The organism is Synechococcus sp. A15-60 (assembly GCF_014280095.1).
Lineage (GTDB): Bacteria > Cyanobacteriota > Cyanobacteriia > PCC-6307 > Cyanobiaceae > Synechococcus_C.
This window is the reverse complement of record NZ_CP047933.1, coordinates 1169719-1188266: the sequence shown is the minus strand read 5'-3', so window position 1 is coordinate 1188266 and position 18548 is coordinate 1169719. Positions and strand designations below refer to the sequence as shown.

Here is an 18548-nt window from a genome sequence, read left to right as displayed (position 1 = left end):
GTAGCTCAAGTTCTTCTAATGTCAGAAGAGCAACTCAAGGACGCGGAAATCTCTGATGACTCAAGCCACATTGATTGTTTTGGGTAGTGCCCTGCTCGTTTTCACAGGCTGCGCTGTCGAAAAGAACGCATTGCCACAGGCAGAAACATCGACCTTGGCGCCTGAACCAGAACCTCCAACGGAAGAACTGGCAGCAGAAGCAGATGGAACGATAAGGGGTTCGTTCACCGCAGTCATTAGTTTGTTGAGTGCACCACCGTCAATCACGACTGGTGATGATGCCACCTGGAACCCAAACACAAACACTCTCACTTACTATGATACGGTGAAGGAGATCGATGCATATGGTTTCAGATACAACTACCAATGTGTTGGACAAATCCACTACGACTTGAAAAGTGGAACACCCACTCAGGATGGATTTGTTTGTGACACAGTCATGAAAGACGGAAAACCAGTAAGCACCACTGTTACATGGCCAGAAAGTGGATTTTTGTCAGCGGAAGTATCCTTCCAGTTCTAGTCGGCAATGGCACACGACCTGCGATAGATCTAATCCGTGCACTGCTTCCAACAGGACAGGAAAGTTCTGGGATCAGACACAAAAAAAGCTCCCTCTCAGAACTGCCTTCTGGTGAGTTGAGAGCGAGAACTTAATCCTGTAACTGCAGGAACAGCCTCTAACATTGCTCCTTCACCCATTCGGCAGGTTGCTCCAGTCCAAGTTCTGCTGCTTTTCTCCAATCCTGACAGGCTCCCTTGAGATCATTGGTCAACTCTCTTGCAATACCACGATTGGCGTAAGCAACAGCATATTGAGGATCGATCTCTATTGCCTTCATGTAATCATCAATTGCTCCCTGAAGGTCTTTTAAATTACCCTTTGCATTGCCACGATTGTAATAGGCCATAACATTCTGAGGATCAATCTCTATTGACTTATTGTAATCAGCAATTGCTCCCTGATAATCATCCAAATCAGCCTTAGCATTGCCACGATTGTAATAGGCGACGGCATCCTGATGATCGATCTCTATTGCTTTTGAAAAATCAGCAATGGCGCCTTGATAATCTTTTAATTCGTCCTTGCTATTGCCACGGTTAACAAATGCGTCAGCATACTGAGGGTTGATCTCTATTGCCTTTGTGAAATCAGCAATTGCCCCCTGAAGATCTTCGATATGATACTTGGCAAGACCACGGTTGTAGTAAGAAGCAGAATTCTGAGGATCAATCTCTATTGCCCTTGTGTAATCAGCGATGGCACCCTGATAATTTCCTTCCTCATACTTCTCAACACCCTGGCCAAGATACTGGTTTGACAATATGTTCGTACAACCAGTTATCAACGGAGAACCAAGCGCAAGCAAAGACAGTGCTGCAGCAATGGCCGTTGTTCTGCGAGACATCTAATGGCTACTTTGCTTCCACAAGGTTAGGAAGGATCCTGAATCAGACATGAAAAAGGCACCCGTATGGGGGTGCCAAATGTTCAGCCCTAAGAGATTCCTACTAGTTCAACCCGACACGTTGGGTAGTCCCTTTTACATTCGCAGATTGCTGCCTCAGATGTCCTGGCACTCCAAAGGAGGTCACAGGGTGGTTCATCGAGACGTTCATCGAACCCGATGTTCAGGCGGTGGGTCATGGGTCAATCAGAGAAGGCGTGCTCAGGGGGAAGCAACGTGTGCAACCGCTGTCATCCCCTTGGATTGCTCTTGCATCCGATGTGGTTCAGGAGAGCTTCTGGCAATCGCCCGCATGAAGGATCAGTCAACGCACCGGCGGTGAACACTGCTGCCAGCCAGTTTTCTGCATCTGCTTCCACGCATCAATCGCGTTTTGCCTGAGCATTCGCCGTCGGGTTTGCGGCACTGGTGGATGTGGTGGCACCCAGCTGTACGTCCGCACGGACACCCATTCCGCGTGAACCGTTGGGTTGTCGGGTTTGAACTGCACCACCAATTGCTGCTGCGCGTTCACCAGCCAACCTTCTCCGCCGGGTTTGGGCGGATGGCGATCAACGAGTGGGCGGTCCTTGTTCGGCATGCCACAGAGTCTGGCAAGCAGAGAACGCTCCTGGCAGTCGACGTCGCTCAAGTCGAGGCGACTGCTGGCCTAAACCTCTGTACCACTCCGTGGAAGGTCTTGCGTGGAGTGCAGGTCGAAGACCTCGGTGGAAGGCGTCGGCGCAGCGCGGTGGGCTGTAAAGCTTCCCGCGACCATCCTTGGGTCTGCTCACGCAGAGGCCCATGCCCTCCCTTGATTTCGATGGCGAGTACGGACGCACCTACCGCAAGAGCATTCAGCACACGATCCCCGGCCACGACGTTCTGCACGAAATCGCCCGAGCAGCAATCCAGGCCACAGCCAGCGATGCCCAGCGGGTGCTGGTGGTGGGCCCTGGCCCTGGCGATGCGCTTCCGGCTCTACTGAATGCCTGCGCTGACGCTGCAGTGACGGTGCTCGAGCCCAGTGAGCTGATGCTGGAGCAATGCCGCAAAACGGTTGCCAATCACCCCGGCAGCCGCCGCTGCCGCTTGCTGCTCTCCACGCTGGATGAGGCGCTCAAAAGCGAACTGAAGGGCGCCCGCTTTGATCTGGTGGTGTGCCACAACGTGGTTCACCTGCTGCCCAGCGAAGAGCAAGCCGCGATGTTGCATGAACTGACGCAGTGCACGGCGGATGGCGGCGTGCTGTTGCTGAGTTCGTACAGCGAAACGGAAAACAGCGAGGACCAGCAGGACGTGTTCAAGGTGGCCTGGCAACGCCTGGCGGATCGCGACGTTCCCGCGGACAAGATCGAGGCGATGAAGGCCAGCCGCAACAGCGTGGTGTTTTCCCTTGATCCCAGTCGGCTCGTTGCTGCGCTGAAGCAAGCCGGTTGGCCTGCACCCGTACAGCTCTACCAAGGATTGTTCATCCGCCTCTGGCTGTGCCGAGCCGGAGATCAGGCTGCTTCAGCAAAGACGTAAGCCTGGAGATGTCCCGCAAGGGTCTGCACCAGACGGTTGCGGGCCTGACGGGAACTCCAGCCCATGTGGGGGCTGATCAACAGATTGGGGGTGTCCTGCAAGGCCTCCAGTTCAGAGCCGGGAGGTTCCACCGGCAGCACATCGAGAGCGGCAGCAGCGATCTGGCCGCTGCGCAGGGCAGCGCAGAGATCGTCGCAATTCACCAGCCCGCCGCGGGCCATGTTCACCAGCCGGGCTGTCGGCTTCATCCAACTGAGCCGCTGGGCATTGATGAGGTTCTGGGTCTGCGGTGTGAGCGGCGCATGCAGGCTGAGCACATCGGCCTGACGCAAGGCCGCTTCCACTTCGACATTACTGCTGCGGCTGGTGAGACCAATGCACTGCATCCCGAAGGCCTCGCCGATGGCCAGCACGCCGCGGCCGATGTCTCCGGCGCCGAGCACCACCAGGATCTGCCCCTCCAGTTCGTCGAACTCCGGTTCGATCACGGAAAACACCGGGCTGCGCTGCCAGACGCCCTGGCTCAGATCCCGCCGCCGCTGATCCATGGCGCAGCAGAGCTCGAGAATCAAAGCCCAGGTGATCTGCACCACCGAGGCGCGGCTGTAGCGGCCGGCATTGTGCACGCGGATGCCCAACTCTTTGCAGGCGGCATGGTCGATCTGATCGGTGCCGGTGGCGGCCACGCAGATCAGGCGCAGCTTCGGGAGCTGGCGCAACAGCTCCCCATCCAGAGGGATCTTGTTGGTGATGGCGATCTCGGCGTCGCGCAACCGCTCAAGGCGTTCATCGATTGCGGTGGATGGCCAGGCCGTCAGCTCACACCTCTGCTCGATCAGCGCCAGATCCACGGGCCCGAGGCTGAGGGCATCGAGGAAGACAGCGCGAGGGAGCTGCCTTTCCACTGATGCCTGCTGTGCATCCCCCGTCATCGGCCTGTGATCGCTTGGCCTGAGTTTGGGGGAATTGGCCTTACAGCTCAATCCAATTCGCCGGCTTCCAGCTTCTTCCGAATCGCTCCCAGCAGCTCTCGAATCCACTCCTCATTGGTGGACATGCCACCGCTGTGGCGCGTGGGCAGCTGGCTAGCACCAACAGTGAAACAACTACGAAGCATCGATATTCCGACTTGGATTCACCTCAGGTGTTGCCTTCGTGATCAGCGCCACGAGTGAGGACTGCCCACTGGTGAAGCAGATCCCTAGTGACTCAGCAAAGTCTCAGAAACAAATCACCCATTCGGGGGAGCAAATCATCTGGTGTTCCAGCGACATTGATTGCAAAGCATCATCACCGGATGACCACAGAACAGAAGCACTACGCACGCTCATCATTTTCCAAGGGTGCCGCAAAACTCGGGATATCCATTCTGCAGACAGCCAAGCAGCCTGAAAGAGTTTTTCAACACGGCCGGTATTTTGCAATTCCAGGACAGACCAACCTGGAGACAGACGTTGTTGAAAGAATTCTCGCCACCCCAAAAGTTCAGGAACTCCTGGCCAATCGACCTTCACAACGATGGCCAGATCTTGAAGACATGTCCGCCATGCCCAAAGGCAGCCTTGGATGGTGCGTTCATCGACGATTGAAGACACTTGGGCTTTCTTTTTTAGTTGATCAATCGCAGATACCAGAATCCCAAACCGATCGAGAATTCGCTGCAACCAGATTTGGACGCCTGCATGAAATTCACCACACGATTCTTGGTCTTCCGATCACCGTGGCCGGTGAAGCTGCTGCGACGGCGTTTTATGCAAGCACTGGATCAAGCCCCTTTCATATCGGAATTCTTTCCTCATGGATGCTGCGGGGTGCCTACGAACCCAAGGAGCGCAAGCTGATCTGGGATGCCATCGGTTTTGGCATTGCAGTGGGCCAGGTGGTTCCTGAACTGTTCTCGCCACGCTGGGAGGAGGGCTGGGAAAGACCGATCACCGATTGGCAGGATGAATTGGGAATCAGAGAGGTGCTGAAAACGTCTCCATTCCAGGATGAATTTGCAACTGTCTATGGATTCAATCTCCAATGATTGAATCCTGAAGACGTTGGCCCCGCCTCAGTGGTGGGGCTTTGCACTGTTCAAGGCTCAGGCAGCGGAGCTCTTCAGCTTCTGGCTTTCAGCAACAGAGCCGAGTTCATGCGCCGTTCCTCATGGGAGAGGAAATCACCCCACATGCTGATCAGGAAGTTCAAAGTCTTAAGGGCGCGGACCTGATCGGCAGAACCCGGCGCCGTGTACTTGAAGTCCATGAAGATCTTGTCGGCAACGTGCTGCTGCTCCTTGCAACGGGAGTCGATGGTCATGTTCAGCCCTCCGGGAACACGACGCCTTCCTTGTGCGAGAAGCGCACAGCCCAGAGCTCCTCGTTGGTCATCACGCCGTTCTCATCCAGCAATTCCGGGTGAACGGTTTTGAGCCCGGTGCGGTCGCTCGGTGCCTTGGCGGCAGACGACGACAGGCGCATCATCCGAAACGCCTGCAGCAGCAAGCAGGTGGCGACAGCGGCGTAGGCAAGGGGAAAAAGACCTGAGAGCACGGATCACTCGGCCGAATATGAAGAAACGTTAACCACTGCTGTTGCCAACCGAGGGTGCCGACGCGCTCGGCTTCGCCAAGGGCGGTTTTCTGGGGTGAGTGGTCAAGACCGAACCCCACAGGGCGGTTCTCCTGCTCCCCGCCAGCAAACATCCGCAGGATGCTGATCCAGTCGAGTCATGGAGAGGAACGGAGCCTCTGGGGGTGGGACCCCAGGGGTCTTTTTTTGGCTCAACCGTGCGTGTTGTTGTGCGTGGTCTTACAGCACATATGAATTCCTCCAGCAGCGACACCATCGAGCTCTTCATCGCTGAGTTCGGTGAACTTATCGATGCTGAACTCGTGCCCATGATCTTTGGCGATGGCCACAACATGCTCAGGTGATTTCGCACCCTTGAGCTTCTCCTGAAGGCTGGTGTCGCCTTTCACCTTCTCCAGAAAAGCCTTCAGTTGCTCTAGGGACATTGGAGGCCTCCGCAACGCCATCCCGGTCATAGCAATGGTGGTGAGTGACGCAGGCGTCAGCCCTTGCTGCGCAGGTGATTGAAGCTGGGCACCGCATTGCCGCGGGCGCGGGTGATCGCCAGGATCAGTGCCCCGATCAGGGCCAGATTCATCACAAAGCCGCGGTCCACTGGGAAGGTGTGGAAGATCAGCGTGGTGGGCACCAGGAACACCAGCAACAGTGATGCACCCAGGATTGTGTTGCGCCCAAACACCAGCAGCACGGATCCGGCGATCAGCACCGCAATCGCAGACGCCAGCAGGACTGCAGCCAGCGGGGCCGGGATGCCCTTGGAGGCGATGAACGCAGCCGTTCCGGCAAAGTCGGTCAGTTTGGACGGCAGCGCATTCACAAACACCGCCGCCATCAACACACGGCCCAGGGCGTCAAACCATTTCGCAGCATTCATCCGATTAGCAGGCCCCAGGAGGCGTTGGAACGTCGAGGTCACGATGCCAACCAGGGCCAACGGATGCCAAAGCCCTCCAGCGGATCCATCACCACCTTGTTGAGGGCCCGGCCCAGCAGCACCTGCGGCTCATCGGCGCGGATGGGGATCACCGGATGCCGGCGGTTGCGGGCGGCAGCACCGCTCTGCACGATCCCGCGCCGCAGCAACGAATTCGCTGCCTCCAGCCCGCACACGTAGGCCCGCTCCTGACAGAGGCCCTTGGCGCCGAATTCACGCGAGCCCATGCGCACCCAGTCGCCGGCACACACCACCGGCGCCAGTGAGGTTTCCAGCGGCGGACGCTGGTGGAAACTTCCCGGCGAAAACAGCGACACTGAAGCGGGATATCGGCGCACCTCCTGATCCACCACGCGAGCAGCCTTGAAGGCCGGCACCGCCATTGGCAGCAGCTCCTGCATCAAACAGTCGACGATCGCCTGATCGCTCAACTCGGCGATGGCGGTGGCGTTGTAGAAATCGCTGGCGATCACTGAGCCTTGCACCGGCTGATCACCCCACAGCGCTGCTTGATCCCCCTGCTGCAGCTGGTCGAGCATGAAGAAGGTCGCACCCGAGCCGCGCAGGGCGCTGAAGCGCGAGAACACATTGGCGGGATCGGCAACCGGCACATAGCGATCCAGCCACAACCGCACCGACACCACATCGATTGCGTCCAGAGCACCCGCTGTCACCAGCTCCGGTGCTGCCGCCGCGCAGGCCGGTGAACCGGCCATCAGCGCCCGCATGCCCTTGGAGCCCACCGCGAGCACCACGGCATCCACAGCGTCGATCACGCCATCACGGCCTGTCGTCACCGATCGCGTGCTCACCGACGCCAGCCTCTGGCCATCTGGCTCCAGATGCATGGCCGTGGCAAGCGTGCCGCCCATCACCTGCAGCTGATGCTGCCGTTGCAGCCGCTCACTCAAGGGTGCGATCAGCTGCTCAGCGATGCTCTTGGCCTTGATCCAACGCACATCGAAGGAGTCTTGATGGGCGAGGGCGTAGTAGTAGAGCAGCTCCATGGTCACTGCCGCCGACAGTTCCTCCGGCGGCTTAAACAAGCCCACCAGCAGGATTGGCCGCAGGAACTCATCGATCATCCGCTCACTGATCTTCAGCTGGCGGAACAGGGTCAGCGCATCCATCGCGTCGTAGCGCCGGAACACCGCCTCACTGCGGTGGAGATCAAGCATCGCCACCAGCAACCCGGCGATGCTGAACCGATCGGCCACCGGCAGCCGCTTGAAGTTGTTGATCGTGGCGAAGGCCTGCCCCAGCGGACTGGGCAGCTGCGGCCCATCACCGAACACCGGCGCTGTGGCCTCAAGCCCCTCGGGCGACCAGAAGGCACTGCTGGTGAAGTCGGTGAACACCTCCTTGAGACCGAGCTCCGCCGTGAGCGCATTGATATTGGGATAGTCCTTCCAGAAGCCGCGTGTGCCAGCCTCAAACGGTTTGCCACTGGATGTGGTCAACGGCGTGGTCCCGGTGGGATCGGCCATGCCATCCAGCAGGGTGACGCGCACCCCCGCCTCACAAAGGGCTTTGGCGGCTCCCCAACCTGCCCAGCCAGCACCGATCACCACCGCATGAGATGACGCATGGGATGCCCCCGACGCATCGGGCTTGGCGCTCTCTGGCATCAGCTCATGCAGGCACAGACATGGCGTGAATCATGCCCGCCGAGCGATCCAGTGGAGAGCGCAGCCGAAGCTGGAGCGCGATTGCATCCCAGAACGCAGCACGATCGGAAAGCACCTGGCTGCGAACGATCTGCACCAACTCATGCGCGGCTGGGTCGTGTCCAGCCAGGGTGCGCACCATCGTTTCCGCCAACGGCCCATGGCTGTCACCGTCGAGAACGATGTGGCGTTCGAGGTACCAGCGCAAGGTGGGGCAGGGCAGCTCCAACACGACCAAACGATCGAGCAGGTCACGAAACAGATCAGGCACCAACAGCTCTCGGCCATAGGCAAACGCCGCCGCCAGCGCATGCACTTCAGCAGAGGCGATCAATGCCTGGGTGGTGCGCAGGAAGCAAGCCGCCGGCGCTGGAATCCCCGGATGGTGCAGGGCAGCGGCGAGATCGCCGCCCGAGGCCTGCTCGAGCACCGCATCGATCACCGCAGTGTCTGCGCCGATCTCCACCATCGCGCGTCTGTAGATCGCGAAATGCGAAAGAGGCAAGGGTCCACCGAGGCTTTCGGGCAGAACATCACATTCCTCTTCCGCCACCAGGTTGTTCACCAGACCTGCGATCTCGGGGTGGCTGGGCGGCACCCAGGGGAGACCAGATGGCGCCAGGTGCTGCTGCAAGGTCTTGAGCAGCAACATGAAATCCCACACCGCGAACACGTGGTGTTCCATGAACAGCCGCAGGTCTGCGATCGACATGATCGCCTCCGGCAGTGGATGACGGAATCGTTCCATCAACTCAGAGACCCAGCTCCGTCAAACCCGGAAAATCATCCGGCCGCGGGCCATCACCCCAGGTGAACAGGCGGTCGCTTTCGGCAATCGCAACGTCATTGATGCTGGCCTCACGCCGGCGCATCAAACCATTCTCGGCAAATTCCCAGTTTTCGTTGCCATGGGCCCTAAACCATTGCCCCTCCGTGTCGTGCCACTCGTACTGGAAGCGAACAGCAATCCGGTTGTCGCTGCAGGCCCAAACTTCTTTGATCAGTTTGTAGTCCAGCTCCTTGGCCCATTTGCGCTGCAGGAACGCCAGGATTTCGGCCCGTCCGTGGATGAACTCACTGCGATTTCTCCACACGCTGTCTTCGGTGTAAGCCAGTGAGACCTTGTCAGGATCCTTACTGTTCCAAGCATTTTCTGCCATGCGTGCTTTCTGGCTGGCTGTTTCCAGGGTGAACGGGGGAAAGGGGGGTTTTCCAGACATGAAAAAAATAATCCGTGAAAAATGACAATCAGGTCTGCTGACCGGTGACACGAACCGTGTCATCGGAGCTGTAGCGAGCGACCCATTGGCGCAGCTGAGATTCTTCTTCGTCTGCGCGCGTACAGGCAAAACCATAACGAGCACGAACCCGTTCAGAAGCCGCACGGAGCCCTTGAACTCCGCGCTCTTCGAGCTCAGAAACCAACAGCGAATCGCCTGGACGAAAATAATCGAGAATCACCGTCGATGGCGAATACAACGTGCTGGATTGTCCGTCTGGCCACTCCAGTTGAAAGCGAACTTCAGGCATGGCTCAATGGTCAATTCAATGATCTTGCACGGCAAGATTGCCGGTGACTGTCTCATCGAACACAGCCAAAACCCGTCAGTGCATCAGTGCCATCCCAGAAATGATGGGTGTCACCTGAATGGTTCACAACCACGCTGCAATCACCCGAGGCAAAGTGTCCGATACGGCAGCAAATCAGCGTCGAATCTCGCGATGCCACTTGCGCCAAGTCGGCCGTGCGCGAGGGATCCACAGCCAATAGGTAGCCAAAGCTCGGGAAACAGGTCAGCCAGGCCTCGTCGTGGATGCCTTCAGGACGTTCCACGGCGTCGAGGTCGAGGATCAATTGATGACCACACGCCTCGGCAAACATCACGGCCGTGCCAGTGATGCCTCCCATGCTGATGTCTTTGGCGGCATGCACCAGCCGCTCAGCGGCGAGCAACGGCAGCAGAGCAAGCTGCGCACGAAGGCGCTCGGGCGGAGCATGGGTCGCAGCATCCCAAAAGGGGTAGTGGCGATAAAAGCCTCCGGCTTGATTCACCACCATCCACAGCTCATCACCGGGTCGTGCGGCGCGAGCAGACAAGACGGGGCCATCCGCCACACCCAGAACAGACACCGAAAGCGCCTGATAGGAGCTCTGCTGGTTGGAGTGGCCACCCACCATGGGGACGTCGAAGCGATCGCACGCGAATCGCATTCCCTCCATCAAGGCGCTGATGTCATCAGCACTGGTGCTCCAGACACTGTTCACTAGCGCCAGGGGACGGCCACCCATGGCCGCGATGTCACTGAGGTTGACCAAGACCCCACTCCAGCCGGCAAACCAAGGGTCCTCTTCAACCAGACCGGGATGCATCCCCTCACAGGCCAACAACAGTTGACCGTCCTGGGCGGGCAGCACAGCAGTGTCATCCCCCAGCATTCCGGCCAATCCCAGTTGCGGAAAGGGCTGGTGGCAAAACGTGTCAGCGGCCGAGCGAATATCGCGCTTCGCCAACAGGCCACTGGTCCTACGCAAAGCGCTCACAAGGCCCACGTCATTCACGCCGCAGCTGACAGGTGATGGGAGGCGATCGGCCGTCGCTCACGTGAGGGCAGGTAGTAGCTGAGATCCGCTTCCATCAGATGGTGGCGAATTCCCCGGATCTCAAGCTCATTGATCGAGGACCAATGCAAGCGGCGGAAGAAGCGCACGTTCTGAATCTGCACCGTGGCCAGGAAACGATCACATCCCCAACCATTGGCAGTGGTCACAGCCTTCCAGATCAACCCCTTTCCGATCTGGTTATGGCGGCGGAAATCGGCATGCACTCCCAGGCGCCCTCCATACCAAAGTCGTGGTTCTGTCTCCACAATCCGCACCACACCCACCACATCGGTTTCAGAGCCATCCTCATGCTCGGGGTTTGAGCTGTGATGCAACGCCGCAATGGGGTAGGCAATGGCATCGAGCTCATCACGATCTGACTCTTCAAACACATGCTGCTCGCTGCAGAAGATGTTGCGCCGCAACGACCAATAGCCCTGAGTCAACGACGAGTCAGCCCGCAGAAGATGAAAGGTGAACCGATCGGAACTCGCGGTGGGAGATAGTCGGAAGTCATCGGCGTCGATGCCGATGCCGCCGCGCACCGACGGCATGAACAGATGCGGAGCGGAACTGATGCTGCGGCCAATGCCGGTGCTGCTGGGATCAAGACAAGACACCATGACTACGGCACCTGCTCGAACAACGAGAGTGCGGAGCAAGCTCCGCATTTGGCACAACCGGCAGACATCTCATCGGATCGCAGATCACCCGCTTTCAGCATCGCGGCAACACCCTGATACACATCGACCATGAAGGAGCTGTCGGGTGATGGATGGCTCTCCAGCGGTGTTCCGGAGATCGGTACGAAGGGCACCACAAAGGGGTAAACCCCGAGCTCAATCAAACGGCGGCTGCAGGTCAGCAAGGCCTCTTTGCTATCACCGAGGCCGGCCAACAAATACGTCGACACTTCACCCCGACCGAACACCGCAACGGCATCCGCAAAGGCCTCGTAATAGCGCTCAAGACTGAGCTCCGATTTTCCTGGAAGAATCCGACGCCGCACATCCGGCTCCACCACCTCCAAGTGCATGCCGAGGCTGTCGATTCCAGACTCCTTCATGCGCCGGTACCAGCGCGGATCCTCCGGCGGTTCACACTGACCCTGAATCGGGAGATTCACCCGCCGTTTAACCGCTTCAGCGGTTTCAGCCATCAGACGGGCGCCACGATCATCGCTGTTCGGGGTTCCGGTGGTCATCACCAGTTGCTTAACCCCATCCAGCCGAAAAGCAGCTTCCGCCACTTCCGCAACCTGCTCAGGAGTCTTGCGAACCAAGGCCCCATCCTCGATGGACTGTTCAATCGCGCAGAACTGACACGACTGGGATCGATCCCGGAAGCGAATGCAGGTCTGCAGCAACGTGGTCGCCAACACATCCTTGCTGTGCAGCAAGGCAATCGATCGATAGGGGATTCCATCGGCTGTGCTCAGCCCATAAAACGCTGGCTCTCGTGGAGTGGAGATCTGTGGAGAGCAGTCCTGCTCAGGTCCCTCAATCGCAAGAGCAGCGCCCGATGACGCCAATTTGTAAGGAGACGATGCGGAGGCATCGTTGTAAACGGGCACCATCACAGTGGTGCCATCAAGATTCAAGGCACGGTGATCGGAGGGACCCGCACCTCCCCGTCGACCCGGGTTGCCCTGGACGGGATCAACCCGGACACCATGCACCTGCAGTTCAGTCACTAGGCGACCAAGCTCAGACATGATTCAGTGCCTCCATCGATGACAGGGCATCGGAAGCAGTAGCCGGCTCCAAAGGAACCGTTGATGTCGTCATGTCTTGAACGGGAACCGCAGGCGAGCTGTTGATCAGCAACGAGAGCAGTTCAGGGCGGCTGTAATGCCCGACGCTGTCCATCATCCGTTTGCGCTTGGTGATCAGTGCAAGATCCAGATCAGCGATCGCCAACCCCTCACCATCCGGCAGGGGACCCGCCAGATAACGGCCTTCAGGGCTGATCACAGCGGTGTGACACCCCCCTTGAAACGCCTTGTGCAGACCCGACTCGGACGTGATCAACGCATAGTCGTCGGGGTGCAACCACCCGGTGGAGCAGATCACGAAACACCCGGCTTCAAGCGCGTGATGGCGCATGGTCACGGCGGTCTGTTCTGTGAAGATTGGTCCTACCAGTGAACCGGGGAACTGCGCACAGTGGATCTCCTCTCCCTGGGCCATCAAGGCATAACGGGCCAGGGGGTTGTAGTGCTCCCAACAGGCGAGCGCGCCGACACGGGCCAACGGCGTCTGCACAACCTTGAGGCCTGAGCCATCACCCTGACCCCAGACCATTCGCTCGTGATAGGTCGGCGTGATTTTTCGCCGCTTCAGAGCCAGTTCGCCGCAGCTGTTGAACAACAGCTGCGTGTTGTAAAGCGTTCCACCATCGCGCTCGTTGACGCCTAACAGAACTTGCATGCCGTACTGACGGGCAGCAGCGGCAACAGCATCGGTTACTGGGCCGGGAACAACCACGGCCTGGTCGTAGAGAGCCAGATGGGATCGCCCCATCAAAACCGGCGGCTCAACAAATGAAAAGTAGGGGTAGTAAGGAAGAAATGTTTCAGGGAAAACAATCAATTCCACCCCTTGGGCCGCGGCCTCAGCCATGGCATCCAGCACCTTTTGGAGCGATCCGTCCAGGCTGAAGAGGACGGGACGGATCTGCGCGGCAGCAACTTTGACGGTGGTCACAGTGGAGAGCCTCAGGAAGGAATCAAAGCGTCCAGGTGTCGAGAATGAAGGCGCCTTCCTTGCGGTGCATCAACACGATGTCGAGAACATCAAGAGGATTCACGGGCGTAATTCCAGGCATCAATGCTTTTTCACCATGGCCATACAAAGCCTGCAAGGCGAACCGACAGGCATACACTTTTCCGCCTTGATCCATGAACTTCTGGAGGCGTGCATTGAAGTTCAGATGACCATCAAATGCCGCATCACCCAGCTTAGGAAAACCGCGCATCACACCCAGCGTGACACCAGGTCCATAGAGCAAAACCGACGTTTCGAAGCCTTTGTTGATCAGACGACTGGCTTGGAGCAGATTCACTAAGCCAATCGAGCCCTCAAACGCCACGGTGTGGAACGTGATTAGGGCTTTTTCTCCCGGCTCAGCTTTCACATCAGGGAAGACCTTTTCTTCGTAATCAACGAGAAAGTCGCCAGGCTGATTGGCGGGACGATCTACGGTAGGCATGTAAAGTTTTCATAAGCAACTTAATCGTGGCTGCATCGCCGTGATCTGCGATGTGCTTATTGCAACCAAAACGAGGACGTAAGTACGCCGCTCGGTTGGCGATTTAGTGCTTTTCACTACAGCGTTGTTTGTTTTCTGAGAAATGATGTTTTTAAAGCTGTGTTCAATACATCGCTGCCAGTGGTTGCGCAACCTCAATTACCACCGCAGCGACGTTCAGCTGTTGTCATCGGTGCAGGCCAGGCGGGCCTTTCCGTTGCCTACGCATTGCAGCAGCAGGGAATCCGACCGCTGGTTCTCGAAAAGAATCGTGTGGCCTACGCCTGGGACCAACAGCGCTGGGATTCTTTTTGCCTGGTCACGCCGAATTGGCAATGCCGTTTGCCTGACTTCCCCTACAAAGGGGATGATCCCGACGGCTTCATGGGTAAGGCGTCGATTGTGGAGTATCTGCAACGCTTCGCACAACATGTCAACGCTGACCTTCGCGAGGGCGTTGCCGTCTCACGGTTGCAACCGATCGTGAACGGATATCGGCTCGACACCAGCGAGGGAGTCATCGAAGCCGAACACGTCATCGTTGCCACCGGGGGTTATCACATTCCCCGACGCCATCCATGCGCCGAACGCATTCCAGCGGCTGTTCTTCAACTGGATGCACGGTCTTACCGCAATCCCACGTCACTCCCCGATGGTCCAGTGCTGGTTGTCGGCAATGGTCAATCCGGCAGTCAGATCGCTGAAGACCTCCACCTGGCAGGTCGTTCCGTGCACCTCAGTGTGGGACGTGCCCCACGTTCTCCGCGCCGTTATCGCGGCAAAGACGTTGTGGATTGGCTGGATCGGATGGGCTACTACGCCATGCCGATCAGCGATCACACGGATCCACGCTCGGTGCGAGCAAAGACCAACCACTACCTCACAGGCCGAGATGGTGGGCGTGAGATTGATCTGCGTCGACGAGCCAAGGAAGGCATGCGCCTGCATGGCCGGCTCTCGACCATCTCCAGCGAACACATTGGTTTCGCTGGTGACCTGGCCACCAACCTCGATCAAGCCGATGCGGTGTATTGCCGCATCCGCACCAGCATTGACAGCTGGATCGAACAGGAAGGAATTGATGCACCAGTCGAACCGCCCTATTCCCCCTGTTGGCAGCCCCCTCCGATCGATGATCCCGGCATTGACCTGACCTCAGAGCCCCTTGCCGCGGTGATCTGGTGCACGGGTTACCGCAGTGACTTCAGCTGGATTGAGGTGCCCGTCTTTGATGGGAGTGGATTGCCGGCCCATGATCGCGGCGTCACCCAAAGTGCTGGCCTGTATTTCATCGGCTTGCCATGGCTGCACACCTGGGGCTCCGGTCGCTTCTGCGGCGTCAGCGACGACGCTCGTTATCTTGCCCAAGTGATCAATCTGCGTTTGCAACGCCGTGATGCCTGCCAGGAACGCCTGGAATGCACAGCAATCTTGGGTTCTTAAGAGGGAAAGCAGAACACCGTCCAAGTGGAATGCGCTTCAGCGCTCGCACCACTCCGATCGATCAATCCACCAGAAACTCACTGCGCAACGCCCGGGCATCTTGAATGCGCTGTTCCAAGGCCAGCTGTCGCAGTCGGCGCTGCAACCAGGTCTTCAGCCGAGTGGACGCCACCGATTTGTTGAGGAGAGCGTCGGACGGCTCCGGATCACCGAAGGGAATGGTCATCGATCCACACCGGTTCTTAACCCTAGGCAGAAGAATCGGTTGGGTGATGGCATCAAGATTGGGCATCCAGACGGCGACGGGCATCCGCCTGGATGCGGCGAATGGCAACGCGCACCGGCAGCAGACCAGCGAACACATTCAGCACGACCAACACACTGAAGCCAGCCAGTCCAATCGGCCACGTCCCGGCATCTGACAACCGTTCGAGCAGGACGATCACCCCGCAGTCGACCAACCCCATCACCACACGTGCGACCAAATCCCAGAGCAAGGGTGTGATGGTGCGCCGGGTGATGGCGTAATAAATGCCAGCGAAAGGCAGCAGACAATGGGCGAATGACCATGGCCAGGCCCGGTCGCGGAGGCGACGCGCCAGAGCCCGCTGGCGGCTGGAGAGCTGAGCATCCTCTGCAGAACGTTGCAACAGGGCTCGGTGATCTGCACGAACGGAGGGGATCGCCTCAACGACGGTGCCCATCACCAGCAGGCCCACTCCGAATTGAAGAATCGGATCCAACCGCCAGCCCTGGAAAAAGAGGATCGAGCCCACGAGCGGCAGGGCGCTACAGCGTCCAAGCAGGGTGATCAGAAACCCCACCAACGCGATCCCTTGAAACGTCGCGGCCGGTTGATCTCGGGCCATCAACAGATCAAACCGGCGCAACGACACCACGAGGGCCGGAACCCAGAGGGCCATGAGCACCAATCCCCAGATTGAGGCCCAGTTCAGACTGGCGTTCACCATCAGCAGCTCCGCGCTGCTGCCATCTTGCCGAGAGCGAAGGGCTTGGCATCCGGCTCGAATGCGTGTTCATGCCGATTGTTTTTCACCGGCAGCGGATCTATCTCTGTGTTGATTGATACAGGAGGGTCCAATGACGGATGCCACTCCACCACAGCAAGATCGCCGCTCGATCTGAGAGGGAGGTCCTTCATTGGCGCCCAGCGCGAGCCTCTCTCTGCCATCGCAGAACCCGGAGACACCATGCTGATCAACAAGCACAAGAACACCGTCCAGCCCACCGAGCCGCTGCTGAACACCGTCAGCGCCTCAATGGAATGCCAGGCACGCAACGATCGTCAGACCTATTTCTCGATCACCCGAAGCCTTGTGAAGGCCCAGTTTCAGTTGGCTGACCAGGAGCTGAGCCAACGCGTCTGGCAAGACGTGGCCGACCGCGACCTCGAAGTGGGCCGGATCATCCATCTGATGTATGGCTGCTGGTTTCACGGCGACAACGAGGCCATGACCGAAACGGACGATCAATTCCTGTCGATGAGCGTGATGTAGCCCCGCGTAACAAGTCTCCCCTGTGTATCCGCGTGAACAACACGGGGGTTGACCAAGGCGTTATAAAAAGTCTGTAGCAACCGCTACCTACAACGTTCACCTCACGTTTCGTGAGGCGCAGTTCGACTCAGGCCATGGAACGGGGACCTGAGCTTGCTTCGAGGAACCCTCATGACCCTGACCTATCGCGGCCAGAAGTACGTCGTCAACCACGCCCCCGCTGAGCGCAATCAGTCGGCCAACGTCGTCTATCGCGGTCAAAAGCTCACCAGCAAATGACCTTCAGGCATTCGCCAACTCTCCAAGCCCCACTCCGGTGGGGCTTTTTTGATGCCAGCAGGAGAGTCTCCAGCCAAAACAAAGCCAAGATTTAGGCTGAGGAATTCACCTTCACTTCATGCACGAGGTCAGGAAGTTCAGAGTCGCTTTTGCCAAACAGGGAACCAACGCCATCAGCAACGGCAACATCATCCAAGCCCTCGACCTTGAAGCCGCCCGCAAGATCGCCAAAACAATGGCGACCCCCAGAGAGGAAGTGGTGTTCGTGAAGCAGTGCGACTAGGCGCCAACCGCACTCAGAACAACTGCTCCTCCGCCTCCGCCTCAATCTTGCAATCGCTTTTGGGGTAGGCAACACAAAGCAGACCGAAACCCTGCTCCATTTGCTCATCATCCAGGAAGCTCTGATCGCTTTGATCGAGATCGCCAGAGATGACCTTCCCAGCGCAGGTGGAGCAGGCTCCAGCCCGGCAGGAATAGGGAAGTTCAACCCCGGCTTCTTCGGCCGCATCCAGGATGTATTGATCACCCTCACACGTGAAAGACTGCTCGGATTCCTTGCCGATCATCGTGATTGTGAATGATGCCATCGGTTCTTGACGCAGATATCCACCACAGTCATTCACCCCAACCAAAATCACGAACAATTGGCGCATTCTCTTTGGGATCACGTCATCAAACGAGGATATGTATCAACAGCAACGAAACATTCGCGGTCATGATTGCGACGGCAGGAACACACAAACCACTTGGATATCAAACAGGTCGTGTCGTACTGGCTGATGCCCGATCAGCAAACAGCAGCGGCACTGAAGCAGATTTCTGACTGCGCACAGCAGCAGCTGAATGGCTGCTGGCTGCCGCCGCACATCACCCTTTACAGCGACCATCTCGACAGCTTCGATCTGACGATCGAACACCTGATCGCTGCTGCAAAACAGCATCAACCACTCCAGCTTCAGCCACAGGCGATCGAAGCTGGTGCCGCATTCACGCAAAGCCTGATGCTCCGCTTCAGCGTGGAACAGAGTGAGAAGGCTGCGCAAGCCGCACTGCAGGCCTGGTCTCAAAACCTCTGCCACCGCTCCGCCAATGCACTGAGCTACCAACTGGACCCACATTTGAGCCTGCTTTACAGCAACGACCCCTTGCCGACCCGACAGGCCTGCGCCGCAAGCCTGACACCCCCTTCCAACTCCCTGCGCTTTGATCGCATCGGCGCCGTCAGCCATCCGCTCCGAATCGAGACAGCGGACGACATCGCAGCATTCACCCCACTCGCGAGCCAAAAGCTGGACTGATCGCG

Annotated in this window: 28 protein-coding genes; 8 read left to right on the top strand and 20 right to left on the bottom strand. The window is 58.1% G+C overall.

Going from position 1 to position 18548, the window contains the following annotated elements:
• The first annotated feature begins 55 nt into the window (after positions 1 to 55).
• Positions 56 to 523 carry a hypothetical protein gene (locus SynA1560_RS06520; protein WP_186501469.1) on the top strand — a complete coding sequence of 156 codons (468 nt, stop codon included), beginning with the start codon at positions 56 to 58 and terminating at the stop codon, positions 521 to 523.
• 157 nt (positions 524 to 680) lie between these two features.
• Here SynA1560_RS06520 and SynA1560_RS06515 read toward each other — a convergent pair whose 3' ends face one another.
• Positions 681 to 1409 (bottom strand): tetratricopeptide repeat protein, encoded by a 729-nt coding sequence (locus tag SynA1560_RS06515; RefSeq protein WP_186501468.1) that lies wholly within the window; start codon positions 1407 to 1409, stop codon positions 681 to 683.
• Between the two features lie 364 nt (positions 1410 to 1773).
• Entirely contained in the window at positions 1774 to 2049 is a 276-nt protein-coding gene (locus SynA1560_RS06510) for a DUF1651 domain-containing protein (protein WP_186471066.1), read from the bottom strand.
• Positions 2050 to 2252: 203 nt separating this feature from the next.
• On the opposite strand from SynA1560_RS06510, the gene SynA1560_RS06505 reads away from it, so the two are divergent.
• A complete protein-coding gene (locus SynA1560_RS06505; protein ID WP_186501467.1) occupies positions 2253 to 2975 on the top strand; it encodes a bifunctional 2-polyprenyl-6-hydroxyphenol methylase/3-demethylubiquinol 3-O-methyltransferase UbiG in 723 nt (240 codons plus the stop codon).
• On the opposite strand, the gene SynA1560_RS06500 is transcribed toward SynA1560_RS06505, so the two are convergent.
• Both SynA1560_RS06500 and SynA1560_RS06495 read right to left on the bottom strand, forming a co-directional pair.
• Positions 2951 to 3907: an NAD(P)-dependent oxidoreductase gene (locus tag SynA1560_RS06500; protein WP_186501466.1), complete on the bottom strand. Its 957-nt coding sequence runs from the start codon at positions 3905 to 3907 to the stop codon at positions 2951 to 2953. The two genes, SynA1560_RS06505 and SynA1560_RS06500, sit on opposite strands and share 25 nt — an antisense overlap.
• A 47-nt stretch (positions 3908 to 3954) precedes the next feature.
• Positions 3955 to 4092 carry a hypothetical protein gene (locus tag SynA1560_RS06495; RefSeq protein WP_186501710.1) on the bottom strand — a complete coding sequence of 46 codons (138 nt, stop codon included), beginning with the start codon at positions 4090 to 4092 and terminating at the stop codon, positions 3955 to 3957.
• A gap of 180 nt (positions 4093 to 4272) precedes the next feature.
• Between SynA1560_RS06495 and SynA1560_RS06490 the strand changes: the two genes are divergently transcribed.
• On the top strand, positions 4273 to 5004 hold the full coding sequence (locus SynA1560_RS06490; RefSeq protein ID WP_186501465.1) for a Coq4 family protein: 732 nt from the start codon (positions 4273 to 4275) through the stop codon (positions 5002 to 5004).
• Positions 5005 to 5078: 74 nt separating this feature from the next.
• Here SynA1560_RS06490 and SynA1560_RS06485 read toward each other — a convergent pair whose 3' ends face one another.
• The 13 genes from SynA1560_RS06485 to SynA1560_RS06425 form a co-directional block, all read right to left on the bottom strand.
• Positions 5079 to 5279 carry a hypothetical protein gene (locus tag SynA1560_RS06485; RefSeq protein ID WP_186501464.1) on the bottom strand — a complete coding sequence of 67 codons (201 nt, stop codon included), beginning with the start codon at positions 5277 to 5279 and terminating at the stop codon, positions 5079 to 5081.
• A gap of 2 nt (positions 5280 to 5281) precedes the next feature.
• A complete protein-coding gene (locus SynA1560_RS06480) occupies positions 5282 to 5512 on the bottom strand; it encodes a DUF2973 domain-containing protein (RefSeq protein ID WP_186501463.1) in 231 nt (76 codons plus the stop codon).
• A gap of 230 nt (positions 5513 to 5742) precedes the next feature.
• A complete protein-coding gene (locus tag SynA1560_RS06475; protein ID WP_186501462.1) occupies positions 5743 to 5976 on the bottom strand; it encodes a Nif11-like leader peptide family natural product precursor in 234 nt (77 codons plus the stop codon).
• 56 nt (positions 5977 to 6032) lie between these two features.
• On the bottom strand, positions 6033 to 6425 hold the full coding sequence (locus tag SynA1560_RS06470) for a DoxX family protein (RefSeq protein WP_186501461.1): 393 nt from the start codon (positions 6423 to 6425) through the stop codon (positions 6033 to 6035).
• Between the two features lie 38 nt (positions 6426 to 6463).
• Positions 6464 to 8113 carry an FAD-dependent oxidoreductase gene (locus SynA1560_RS06465; protein WP_186501460.1) on the bottom strand — a complete coding sequence of 550 codons (1650 nt, stop codon included), beginning with the start codon at positions 8111 to 8113 and terminating at the stop codon, positions 6464 to 6466.
• A 4-nt stretch (positions 8114 to 8117) separates the two neighbouring features.
• Positions 8118 to 8900, bottom strand: coding sequence for a DUF3050 domain-containing protein (locus tag SynA1560_RS06460; RefSeq protein WP_186501459.1), 783 nt, complete (start codon positions 8898 to 8900; stop codon positions 8118 to 8120).
• Positions 8901 to 8904: 4 nt separating this feature from the next.
• On the bottom strand, positions 8905 to 9372 hold the full coding sequence (locus SynA1560_RS06455) for a nuclear transport factor 2 family protein (protein ID WP_186470789.1): 468 nt from the start codon (positions 9370 to 9372) through the stop codon (positions 8905 to 8907).
• Positions 9373 to 9400: 28 nt separating this feature from the next.
• Positions 9401 to 9682, bottom strand: coding sequence for an MSMEG_0570 family nitrogen starvation response protein (locus tag SynA1560_RS06450; protein ID WP_186470788.1), 282 nt, complete (start codon positions 9680 to 9682; stop codon positions 9401 to 9403).
• Between the two features lie 52 nt (positions 9683 to 9734).
• A complete protein-coding gene (locus SynA1560_RS06445) occupies positions 9735 to 10712 on the bottom strand; it encodes a sll0787 family AIR synthase-like protein (protein WP_186501458.1) in 978 nt (325 codons plus the stop codon).
• Positions 10709 to 11377, bottom strand: a complete 669-nt coding sequence (locus SynA1560_RS06440; RefSeq protein WP_186501598.1) for an MSMEG_0567/Sll0786 family nitrogen starvation N-acetyltransferase — start codon at positions 11375 to 11377, stop codon at positions 10709 to 10711. Before SynA1560_RS06440 ends, SynA1560_RS06445 begins: the two co-directional genes overlap by 4 nt.
• Before the next feature lie 2 nt (positions 11378 to 11379).
• The gene (locus SynA1560_RS06435) at positions 11380 to 12468 is read right to left on the bottom strand and encodes an MSMEG_0568 family radical SAM protein (RefSeq protein ID WP_186470786.1); all 1089 of its coding nucleotides are present in this window, start codon (positions 12466 to 12468) and stop codon (positions 11380 to 11382) included.
• Positions 12461 to 13459, bottom strand: a complete 999-nt coding sequence (locus SynA1560_RS06430) for a Nit6803 family nitrilase (RefSeq protein ID WP_186501457.1) — start codon at positions 13457 to 13459, stop codon at positions 12461 to 12463. Before SynA1560_RS06430 ends, SynA1560_RS06435 begins: the two co-directional genes overlap by 8 nt.
• Before the next feature lie 22 nt (positions 13460 to 13481).
• Positions 13482 to 13964 (bottom strand): MSMEG_0572/Sll0783 family nitrogen starvation response protein, encoded by a 483-nt coding sequence (locus SynA1560_RS06425; RefSeq protein WP_186470784.1) that lies wholly within the window; start codon positions 13962 to 13964, stop codon positions 13482 to 13484.
• 180 nt (positions 13965 to 14144) lie between these two features.
• On the opposite strand from SynA1560_RS06425, the gene SynA1560_RS06420 reads away from it, so the two are divergent.
• A complete protein-coding gene (locus tag SynA1560_RS06420) occupies positions 14145 to 15446 on the top strand; it encodes an MSMEG_0569 family flavin-dependent oxidoreductase (protein ID WP_186501456.1) in 1302 nt (433 codons plus the stop codon).
• Positions 15447 to 15507: 61 nt separating this feature from the next.
• On the opposite strand, the gene SynA1560_RS06415 is transcribed toward SynA1560_RS06420, so the two are convergent.
• Both SynA1560_RS06415 and SynA1560_RS13945 read right to left on the bottom strand, forming a co-directional pair.
• Positions 15508 to 15672: a hypothetical protein gene (locus tag SynA1560_RS06415; protein WP_222930230.1), complete on the bottom strand. Its 165-nt coding sequence runs from the start codon at positions 15670 to 15672 to the stop codon at positions 15508 to 15510.
• 52 nt (positions 15673 to 15724) lie between these two features.
• Entirely contained in the window at positions 15725 to 16417 is a 693-nt protein-coding gene (locus SynA1560_RS13945; protein ID WP_186501455.1) for a hypothetical protein, read from the bottom strand.
• Positions 16418 to 16657: 240 nt separating this feature from the next.
• Between SynA1560_RS13945 and SynA1560_RS06405 the strand changes: the two genes are divergently transcribed.
• From SynA1560_RS06405 to SynA1560_RS06395, 3 genes are all read left to right on the top strand, one after another.
• Positions 16658 to 16963 carry a hypothetical protein gene (locus tag SynA1560_RS06405; RefSeq protein ID WP_186471063.1) on the top strand — a complete coding sequence of 102 codons (306 nt, stop codon included), beginning with the start codon at positions 16658 to 16660 and terminating at the stop codon, positions 16961 to 16963.
• Positions 16964 to 17134: 171 nt separating this feature from the next.
• Positions 17135 to 17242 (top strand): DUF4278 domain-containing protein, encoded by a 108-nt coding sequence (locus SynA1560_RS06400; protein WP_186470781.1) that lies wholly within the window; start codon positions 17135 to 17137, stop codon positions 17240 to 17242.
• A 118-nt stretch (positions 17243 to 17360) separates the two neighbouring features.
• Positions 17361 to 17525, top strand: a complete 165-nt coding sequence (locus SynA1560_RS06395) for a hypothetical protein (RefSeq protein ID WP_186470780.1) — start codon at positions 17361 to 17363, stop codon at positions 17523 to 17525.
• 13 nt (positions 17526 to 17538) lie between these two features.
• Here SynA1560_RS06395 and SynA1560_RS06390 read toward each other — a convergent pair whose 3' ends face one another.
• Positions 17539 to 17832 (bottom strand): 2Fe-2S iron-sulfur cluster-binding protein, encoded by a 294-nt coding sequence (locus tag SynA1560_RS06390; protein ID WP_186470779.1) that lies wholly within the window; start codon positions 17830 to 17832, stop codon positions 17539 to 17541.
• A 159-nt stretch (positions 17833 to 17991) separates the two neighbouring features.
• Here SynA1560_RS06390 and SynA1560_RS06385 point away from each other — a divergent pair, with 159 nt between their 5' ends.
• Positions 17992 to 18543 carry a hypothetical protein gene (locus tag SynA1560_RS06385; protein WP_186501454.1) on the top strand — a complete coding sequence of 184 codons (552 nt, stop codon included), beginning with the start codon at positions 17992 to 17994 and terminating at the stop codon, positions 18541 to 18543.
• The last annotated feature ends 5 nt before the right edge of the window (positions 18544 to 18548 follow it).

Excerpts from the sequence above, each read along its gene's own strand:
- SynA1560_RS06520 (WP_186501469.1), top strand. The coding sequence starts at position 56 with ATGACTCAAGCCACATTGATTGTTTTGGGTAGTGCCCTGCTCGTTTTC.
- SynA1560_RS06515 (WP_186501468.1), bottom strand. The coding sequence starts at position 1,409 with ATGTCTCGCAGAACAACGGCCATTGCTGCAGCACTGTCTTTGCTTGCG.
- SynA1560_RS06510 (WP_186471066.1), bottom strand. The coding sequence starts at position 2,049 with ATGCCGAACAAGGACCGCCCACTCGTTGATCGCCATCCGCCCAAACCC.
- SynA1560_RS06505 (WP_186501467.1), top strand. The coding sequence starts at position 2,253 with ATGCCCTCCCTTGATTTCGATGGCGAGTACGGACGCACCTACCGCAAG.
- SynA1560_RS06500 (WP_186501466.1), bottom strand. The coding sequence starts at position 3,907 with ATGACGGGGGATGCACAGCAGGCATCAGTGGAAAGGCAGCTCCCTCGC.
- SynA1560_RS06495 (WP_186501710.1), bottom strand. The coding sequence starts at position 4,092 with ATGCTTCGTAGTTGTTTCACTGTTGGTGCTAGCCAGCTGCCCACGCGC.
- SynA1560_RS06490 (WP_186501465.1), top strand. The coding sequence starts at position 4,273 with ATGACCACAGAACAGAAGCACTACGCACGCTCATCATTTTCCAAGGGT.
- SynA1560_RS06485 (WP_186501464.1), bottom strand. The coding sequence starts at position 5,279 with ATGACCATCGACTCCCGTTGCAAGGAGCAGCAGCACGTTGCCGACAAG.
- SynA1560_RS06475 (WP_186501462.1), bottom strand. The coding sequence starts at position 5,976 with ATGTCCCTAGAGCAACTGAAGGCTTTTCTGGAGAAGGTGAAAGGCGAC.
- SynA1560_RS06470 (WP_186501461.1), bottom strand. The coding sequence starts at position 6,425 with ATGAATGCTGCGAAATGGTTTGACGCCCTGGGCCGTGTGTTGATGGCG.
- SynA1560_RS06465 (WP_186501460.1), bottom strand. The coding sequence starts at position 8,113 with ATGCCAGAGAGCGCCAAGCCCGATGCGTCGGGGGCATCCCATGCGTCA.
- SynA1560_RS06460 (WP_186501459.1), bottom strand. The coding sequence starts at position 8,900 with ATGGAACGATTCCGTCATCCACTGCCGGAGGCGATCATGTCGATCGCA.
- SynA1560_RS06455 (WP_186470789.1), bottom strand. The coding sequence starts at position 9,372 with ATGTCTGGAAAACCCCCCTTTCCCCCGTTCACCCTGGAAACAGCCAGC.
- SynA1560_RS06450 (WP_186470788.1), bottom strand. The coding sequence starts at position 9,682 with ATGCCTGAAGTTCGCTTTCAACTGGAGTGGCCAGACGGACAATCCAGC.
- SynA1560_RS06440 (WP_186501598.1), bottom strand. The coding sequence starts at position 11,377 with ATGGTGTCTTGTCTTGATCCCAGCAGCACCGGCATTGGCCGCAGCATC.
- SynA1560_RS06435 (WP_186470786.1), bottom strand. The coding sequence starts at position 12,468 with ATGTCTGAGCTTGGTCGCCTAGTGACTGAACTGCAGGTGCATGGTGTC.
- SynA1560_RS06425 (WP_186470784.1), bottom strand. The coding sequence starts at position 13,964 with ATGCCTACCGTAGATCGTCCCGCCAATCAGCCTGGCGACTTTCTCGTT.
- SynA1560_RS06415 (WP_222930230.1), bottom strand. The coding sequence starts at position 15,672 with ATGACCATTCCCTTCGGTGATCCGGAGCCGTCCGACGCTCTCCTCAAC.
- SynA1560_RS13945 (WP_186501455.1), bottom strand. The coding sequence starts at position 16,417 with ATGGTGAACGCCAGTCTGAACTGGGCCTCAATCTGGGGATTGGTGCTC.
- SynA1560_RS06405 (WP_186471063.1), top strand. The coding sequence starts at position 16,658 with ATGCTGATCAACAAGCACAAGAACACCGTCCAGCCCACCGAGCCGCTG.
- SynA1560_RS06400 (WP_186470781.1), top strand. The coding sequence starts at position 17,135 with ATGACCCTGACCTATCGCGGCCAGAAGTACGTCGTCAACCACGCCCCC.
- SynA1560_RS06395 (WP_186470780.1), top strand. The coding sequence starts at position 17,361 with ATGCACGAGGTCAGGAAGTTCAGAGTCGCTTTTGCCAAACAGGGAACC.
- SynA1560_RS06390 (WP_186470779.1), bottom strand. The coding sequence starts at position 17,832 with ATGGCATCATTCACAATCACGATGATCGGCAAGGAATCCGAGCAGTCT.